Source organism: Streptomyces sp. XH2 (assembly GCF_049725035.1).
GTDB lineage: Bacteria > Actinomycetota > Actinomycetes > Streptomycetales > Streptomycetaceae > Streptomyces > Streptomyces roseoverticillatus.
In genome coordinates this window covers 417,226-423,629 of the sequence record NZ_JBMMMZ010000008.1, presented here as the reverse complement: position 1 = coordinate 423,629, position 6,404 = coordinate 417,226, and the positions used below count along the sequence as shown (strand labels likewise).

The window sequence follows — 6,404 nt, the reverse complement described above, 5'->3', positions numbered from 1 at the left end:
CCCGCCCGCCGAGCGCGCCAAAGTGAGCGCGAACGAAAACGGCTACCGAACTTCCTGGTCGGGGGTAACGTCACGATGAGGCGGGGATCAGTCCGGTCTGCGCGATCGGCCCATCGCGCCGGGGCCGCTGCTCGACCTGAGCCACGACCACAAGCACCCCAGCTCAGCCCGGACCAGGCCGACACGGACGGCCCCCGGCCGGATCTCCCGGAGATCCTGGCGCGCGAGGCGCCGCTCGGGCCCGGGCAGGCCGCCGCCCAGCTCGGCGTGCGCAGGTCCGACTACGAATGGATGCGGCGACTCGGGTAGATCACGCCCGTCTCCTACGGGCGAGTTCCATTCGGCACGTCCAAGGCCGGCGCCGTGACCGTGCCCCGCTTCTCCACCGGAGACCTCGACGCCCCGCCCGAACAACACCCCGAAGCCGACTGGACGCACCTGCGCACATCGGCAAAGGCCGGCGCTCCCCACCCGCTGCTCTTGCGCCCGCGCAGGAGACGGCCACGGCGTAACCAGCTCCGGTCCGGGGCAACGGAGCCGGCAACCCGGACCGGCACTGGGGCGCGGGAGGCTGAGGGCGGCCAGTGCGCGGGCCCGGTCCGTCCTTGGGGGCGATGGGATTCTTGAGGTCGTCTTCGGTCAGGCCGGGATCGCCCTGCGGGCGGTAGCGCCCGGCCCCGGTCACCCGCATCACCAGTCCGATGCGCTGCCACTCCCGCACTGGACCTCCACGATCCGCAGGTGCTCCTCGGCGTCGTAGTCGTCCAGGGCACGGCCGGCCACCTCCCGCTGCTTCTCCAGCATCTCCGCCGCCTCCTGGACAATGACCGCGGCCTCCATGCCGGCGGCTTGCCAGCGGTAGTACGCGACCGACAGGTCGTCGAGCACGGCCGGCGTGCCCAGCGGGTCCGGCCAGCGCGCGGGCAACCCGGCGCAGGCAAGGGTGGTGGGCAGCTTGACCGGCCTGCACCCGGCATCCAGGACCAGGCCCCCGATCGTGTACGCCTCCCGCGATCCGGGAGCCCGAGGGCCTCGGCCTGCTCGGCGGTCAGCGGGAGGGCGACCTTACTGGTGGTCACCGACTCGAACCCGTAACCGTGACCTCGAACCGTCGGCCACAGTGCAGATGCAGCCGCATATCCGCGGCGACCCCCTCCCGGGTGCGTGGCACGCGGTCCCGCAGCGCGGGCCGGATCCGCTGCGGCACGTTGACGACGTACGTACCACCGACACGAATGTCCCTCGTCCGCATCGAGCCCCTCCCACCACACCGTCCAAGCTCCAGCCCCGACGTCCGATGGCCGCCCTCGGTCCCCTTCCCAGCCGGCAACCGGTCCGCAAACCCGCCAAGGAGCCCGCACCGAAAGTCCAAGGCGCAGCGCTCCGCCCCGCCGGCCTGCCAGCCACCCACCACTAAATAGAACATGCATACGACACAAGGGTAAGATTGAGCTGCAATGGCTGATACCTATGACTTCCCCGCTTCGCTCCGCCAGGCGCAGCTCGAACTGCACCAGGTGACCGCCGACCTCGCCGAGCTGCGGCGCCTGGTCCTCACCGATGTGCCACTGCCGGCAAAGCTCCGTTGCTCTGTGAATACGCCTGGAGCAACCGAATGAAGATTTCGTTGCCCAGGTCAAAGCTTGATCACTCGGAAGGCCGCCGTGCTTCCGACACCGCCCTGTCGATCCAGCCGTTTGCAAGTCAGGTCACGGGGACCAAGGCCACGGCACAGTGGGCGTGGTGCAGCACCGAGTGGGTGACAGGGCCGAGTTGCAGACCCAGGGGGTGACGTGGCCGGTGGGCGGCGAGGACGACGACATCCGCTTCGGCGCTCGCCTCGACCAGTGCCCGTCCGGCGCCCCGGTACACGGACTCGGTTCGGACCTCCACGTCCGGGTACTCCTCGCGGAGCACGGCTGTCGCGAACCCCGGCACCGCCGCCTCGCACCTCTTCTGGTCACCGGGGTCGTCCCAGTGCAACTCCGCCGGGGGCAGTACGCCCGGCACTGCCGCGTACTGCCAGGCGTGCAGCACCTGTAGTGCGGCACCGCGCCGCCGTGCCTCCTGGAAGCCGAACCGCACGGCGTCGGTGTCCGCCTCCGAAGCCAGACCGACCAGGACGACGCCCCGGGACCGGTCCCCGTCGCCCCGCACCACGAGCAGCGGGCCGGTGCAGTGCGCGGCCACCCGCAAGCTGACCGATCCCAGCAGAAGTCCCGTGAAGCCGCCGTGCCCTCGTGTGCCGACCACCGTCAGAGCGGCGTTGCGCCCGGCCCGGACGAGGGCTCGTGCCGCCGGTTCGGTGGTGAGGTGTGGCACGGTTCGCAGGCCGGGGCAGCGGGAACGGACCCGCTCGGCGGCGGCGTTCACTCCCGCGCGAGCGGCCTCGTAGAGCACCTGCCCTTGGTCCGGCACCCCCGCTTCGCCCGGCTTCTGCCGCTGGGTACATGCGTCTGCTCCGGCCTTCCGTGCCCCGAGGGCCCACGGCCAGCCGCACAGGATCTCCAGCCTCACGTCGCGCCGTACGGCCTCGTCAGCGGCCCGGTCGAGGGCCCGCAGTGTGGGGGCCGAACCATCGAAACCGACCACCACGCGCTCGGTGGGCGGGGCGTCTGTTCTCGGCATCATGGGTGCTCCAGGGGTGGTTGGCCGCACGCGGCAGGCCGGCAGTGGTGGCGGTCGCAGCAGTTGCGGCGGTCGGGGCGAGCCGGTTCCGGTCCATCGGGATGGCGGTGAGAGGTGTCATGGAGATCGGGGGCCGACGACGTGGCCGGCCTTCGAGCCGTCACGGGTGTGCCCGGCGCGGCGTCAGGCGGCCGTGGCCGCCGCGGGCGGGGTGCTGGTGTTACGGAGTTCGCCCAGGTCGTGCACCACCAGGTCGGCACCGCGGCGGAACATCTCGGTCATGTGGCGAAGGTGTCCGGCCGGCGTAAGACCGATGATCCGGCCGAATTCGCCCCGGGCGGCGGCCTCCACACCGTTCGGCGAGGCGTCCACCACGGCGGTGTCCTGCCGGTCGGCGCCCAGCAGCCGGGCCGCCTGGTGCAGCAGCGCCGGGTCCGGACGGGCCGGCACCTGCAGACGTGCCCGGTCGTCTCCGTCGAGCACCGTGTCCAGCATCGGGAGCAGTCCTCGAGCAGCCAGCAGGCCCCGTGCCCGCGCCGTGGTGGAGACCGCGGCGCAGAGGATACCCCGGCGCCGGAGGTCCGTCAGCAGGTCGCTGATGCCTCGTCGGAAGCCCGTGCCGTAGCGGTGCAGATACCGCTGGAGCATTGCCTGTTGCCGGACAGCGAGGCCGTGGGTGACCGACGTGGCCTCACCAAGGGTGCCGAACCCGAGCCCGCGTGCCTCCAGGAAGGACGTCACCGCGCTCGTGAGGTGAGAGCCGTCGACGAACCATGGCAGTTCCGTCTCCGGGTCGGGCCTTCTCATCCCTGCCCCCGGTGCGCGCTCCTGCAGGTAGGCGTCGAGGACACAGGTCCATGCCGCCCCCTGCACGTGGGCCAGGTCGGTGATGACCGAGTCCGTGTCGAGTACGACTGCCCGGATGCGTTCAGGGAGGGCCGGGCAGTTGCCCGGGGTCTGTTCGGGTGCACCGGCGAACGGGAACATCGGCTGCCTCCAGGGTCGCTGTCAGGGACCCATCACAACGGGGGCCCGGAGTACCGGCCATGGGCCGAAAGGCCCGTGCTTCTGCCGTCCGGCCACGACCCGGTGGCCCGGCCAGCCGGGCTCGGCGCTCGGCGCTCGGCGCTCGGCGCTCGGCGCTCGGCAACGAACGTGCAGGACCCGTCGGCCGTGGGCCTGCCGTTGCGAGGGCGAGGTCATCCGCGGCGAGGCGCACCGTACGACCGGGGACCCATGGCCCCGGTCCCCGGCCCGACCGGCCCAAGCCACGCCCGGCCCCCGGGCGCCAGCCTGATGAGCAGCATCAGGATGCAAAGGAGCCGAACATGGTGGAGCACCGCACGGTCGACGACCTCATGACCCGGAACGTGGTCCGCGTGCGCCCGGACACACCGTTCAAGGCAATCGTCAGGAAGCTCGCGGAGAACGACGTCACGGCCGTGCCGGTCGTGGACGGTGACGGCCGCGTGGTCGGTGTGGTCTCCGAGTCCGATCTCCTGCGCAAGCCCGCCGGCCTGCCCGACCCGTTCGGCCTCCTTCCCCTCCCGCACCTCCGTCCCGCGGAACGGGCGAAGGCCGAGGGCGCGCGGGCCGGCGAGCTCATGACCGCTCCCCCGGTCTGTGCCCGGCCCGGATGGAACGTGGTGGAGACGGCGCGGCTGATGGCGGCACGGAATGTCAAGCGCCTGCCCGTTGTTGACGAGACCTTCCGGCTCCTCGGGATCATCAGTCGTTCGGACGTCCTGCGGGTCTACCTGCGTGAGGACACCGCCATCCGCTCCGAGATCGCACGCGACCTGCTGGAGCGGACCATGGGCCTGGCGCCGTCGGCGGTGACCGTCGCGGTGTGCGAAGGGCAGGTCTCGCTCACCGGCACCGTGGAACCGGAGATCGGGAGTGCGGTCCCCGTCATCGAGCGCCTCTGCCGCTCGGTGGACGGAGTCGTATCGGTGGACCAGCGCATCTCCTACGCCGGAGCCGGCGGGCAGACGGCCGCCCCCCTCCGCGCCAGGACCGGCACACGGCGGGGGCGCTGAGAGGTCCGTACAAGCAGAGCAGCGTCGGTGACGTGACAACTCTCCGCCTTCGACGCAGCGTTACGGAGACAACGCATGCCGAACCGTACGACGGCGACCCCGGCCACTGCTCTCACCCACAAGGAGCTGCGGGAACTGGACGCACACTGGCGCGCCGCGAACTACCTCGCCGTGGGTCAGATCTACCTGATGGGAAACCCGCTGCTCGCGGAGCCGCTGGCTGCGCCTATCTCCGCAGGGCGGATGGATGGAACGGGAGATCCGGCAAACGCTTCAGAAGCGCCCTCACCTCGTCTCTGCTCGCACCCACCCGCGTATCGAAATCACAGTCGTCTCCCGTCTCAACAGCTTCACTCATCAGCGACTGAACGAGGAAGAACTCCTCCCTGGACATCGTCACGACGACCTGAACCCCCTGATCGTCCACCTGCATCGCGTCACCACCCCTCATCTGTGCGCGTGTGAGTATCGTGATTCGGCTTCCCGCTATGATCACCAAGGAGCCGCGACGAACGTCAGCCAGGGGCCCCAGGCCTCTCCGGCAAGGAAGCCGCCGGCCAGGAGCAGCAGCGATGCCCGCACGGCCGTCCATGCGTGTGCTGGCCTGCTTTCGTCCTCGTTTCGCCCCTGTCACAAGCGGTATGCGGCCAGAAGCGGGTCCGCCCAGCGGTCGGAGTGGGAGAGGCCGAGCAGCCGTATCCGGTGGATCAGCTCCTTGGGGGCACCGTGCGACCGGAGCCGGGCCGGGGCGTGCCGGGCCAGCCACTGCGCCAGTTCGCGGCACATGTCGTCCTTGTTGTCCCATGCGCTCCACGGCAGTTCGTCGCACAGCAGGTCGTACTCCCAGTGATCGACCGCTTCGGCCAGGTGCCGGTCGGCTGCAGGATGGTCGGTGGCTTGCCAGATGCTGAGCCAGGGGCCGACGCCGGCGGATGCCTCGGCGCACACGACGAAGACACCATGTGCGGGCGCCACCGGTTCCGGCTCGACCAGGGTGTGCGCCCACCATGCGCAGAGGAATTCGCGCACGGCGGCCCTCTGCTGTGCAGGCCATTGCTGCCACCTTCCGAGGGCGAAGGAGCGTCCCACTTCCTCCGCGAAGGGGCCGGCGTCGACATGACCGCGGACCAAGGCGCGGGTGAACTGGGGCAGGATGCGACGTAGCACCGCTGCATGGTCTTTCCAGTCGCCCGCGGACCACGTCCTGTACAGGAGGTCCGGATCGAGCTCCGTATCCGGCGTCTTCAGCAGCGCGAGCTCTTCCGCGCTGCCCCAGTGGCACACGCAGTTCGACTCGTCGGGTCGTGCGGTCATCCCGCGGAAGGACGTGGCCACACGTGCCAGAGCGGCATCGAGACGCAAGCGCACGGCAGCCGTGTCACAGCTCATGTTTTCAGGTACAGCTCTCAGGACTCCCGCGGGCGCCGGCCCACCGAAGAGCGCGACCTTACTGACTTCCTCCGCCCCGCGCCAGCCTTCACATCCCGGGCATGACACGACCGCCCATCTGCACATCCGACCGCCACAACACCACCCCGATCCGGTCACCAGCCCCAAGACAGAGGCGGGGCCGGCCAAGGCGAGGAAGCCTGGGAGAACAAGCTCGCCGCCCTCCGGCCCTGTCGGCGCGCCACCGGGTCGCCTCGCCCCCCGCCACGACGCCGTGTGGCGCGAGGACGAGACGATGATGCCCGTCGGACAGCACTTGGCCGACCTCTGCAGGAAGGACGGACCCTG

Annotated in this window: 6 protein-coding genes and 1 pseudogene; 3 read left to right on the top strand and 4 right to left on the bottom strand. The window is 70.6% G+C overall.

The window, feature by feature from the left end:
• Positions 1–690: 690 nt before the first annotated feature.
• Entirely contained in the window at positions 691–927 is a 237-nt protein-coding gene (locus ACOTKD_RS19145; protein ID WP_424890173.1) for a hypothetical protein, read from the bottom strand.
• Between the two features lie 530 nt (positions 928–1,457).
• On the opposite strand from ACOTKD_RS19145, the gene ACOTKD_RS19140 reads away from it, so the two are divergent.
• On the top strand, positions 1,458–1,619 hold the full coding sequence (locus ACOTKD_RS19140; protein WP_424890172.1) for a hypothetical protein: 162 nt from the start codon (positions 1,458–1,460) through the stop codon (positions 1,617–1,619).
• Positions 1,620–1,704: 85 nt separating this feature from the next.
• On the opposite strand, the gene ACOTKD_RS19135 is transcribed toward ACOTKD_RS19140, so the two are convergent.
• Positions 1,705–2,631, bottom strand: coding sequence for a universal stress protein (locus ACOTKD_RS19135; protein ID WP_424890171.1), 927 nt, complete (start codon positions 2,629–2,631; stop codon positions 1,705–1,707).
• A 180-nt stretch (positions 2,632–2,811) separates the two neighbouring features.
• On the bottom strand, positions 2,812–3,615 hold the full coding sequence (locus tag ACOTKD_RS19130) for an HAD family hydrolase (RefSeq protein ID WP_424890170.1): 804 nt from the start codon (positions 3,613–3,615) through the stop codon (positions 2,812–2,814).
• Positions 3,616–3,959: 344 nt separating this feature from the next.
• Here ACOTKD_RS19130 and ACOTKD_RS19125 point away from each other — a divergent pair, with 344 nt between their 5' ends.
• A complete protein-coding gene (locus ACOTKD_RS19125; protein ID WP_424890190.1) occupies positions 3,960–4,667 on the top strand; it encodes a CBS domain-containing protein in 708 nt (235 codons plus the stop codon).
• Between the two features lie 75 nt (positions 4,668–4,742).
• A pseudogene (locus ACOTKD_RS19120) lies at positions 4,743–4,886 on the top strand (hypothetical protein); the annotation flags it as partial.
• Positions 4,887–5,297: 411 nt separating this feature from the next.
• On the opposite strand, the gene ACOTKD_RS19115 reads toward ACOTKD_RS19120, so the two are convergent.
• A complete protein-coding gene (locus tag ACOTKD_RS19115) occupies positions 5,298–5,981 on the bottom strand; it encodes a hypothetical protein (RefSeq protein ID WP_424890169.1) in 684 nt (227 codons plus the stop codon).
• Positions 5,982–6,404: the final 423 nt, after the last annotated feature.

Coding starts and splice junctions, on each gene's coding strand:
- ACOTKD_RS19140 (WP_424890172.1), top strand. CDS start 1,458: ATGGCTGATACCTATGACTTCCCCGCTTCGCTCCGCCAGGCGCAGCTC.
- ACOTKD_RS19115 (WP_424890169.1), bottom strand. CDS start 5,981: ATGACCGCACGACCCGACGAGTCGAACTGCGTGTGCCACTGGGGCAGC.
- ACOTKD_RS19130 (WP_424890170.1), bottom strand. CDS start 3,615: ATGTTCCCGTTCGCCGGTGCACCCGAACAGACCCCGGGCAACTGCCCG.
- ACOTKD_RS19135 (WP_424890171.1), bottom strand. CDS start 2,631: ATGATGCCGAGAACAGACGCCCCGCCCACCGAGCGCGTGGTGGTCGGT.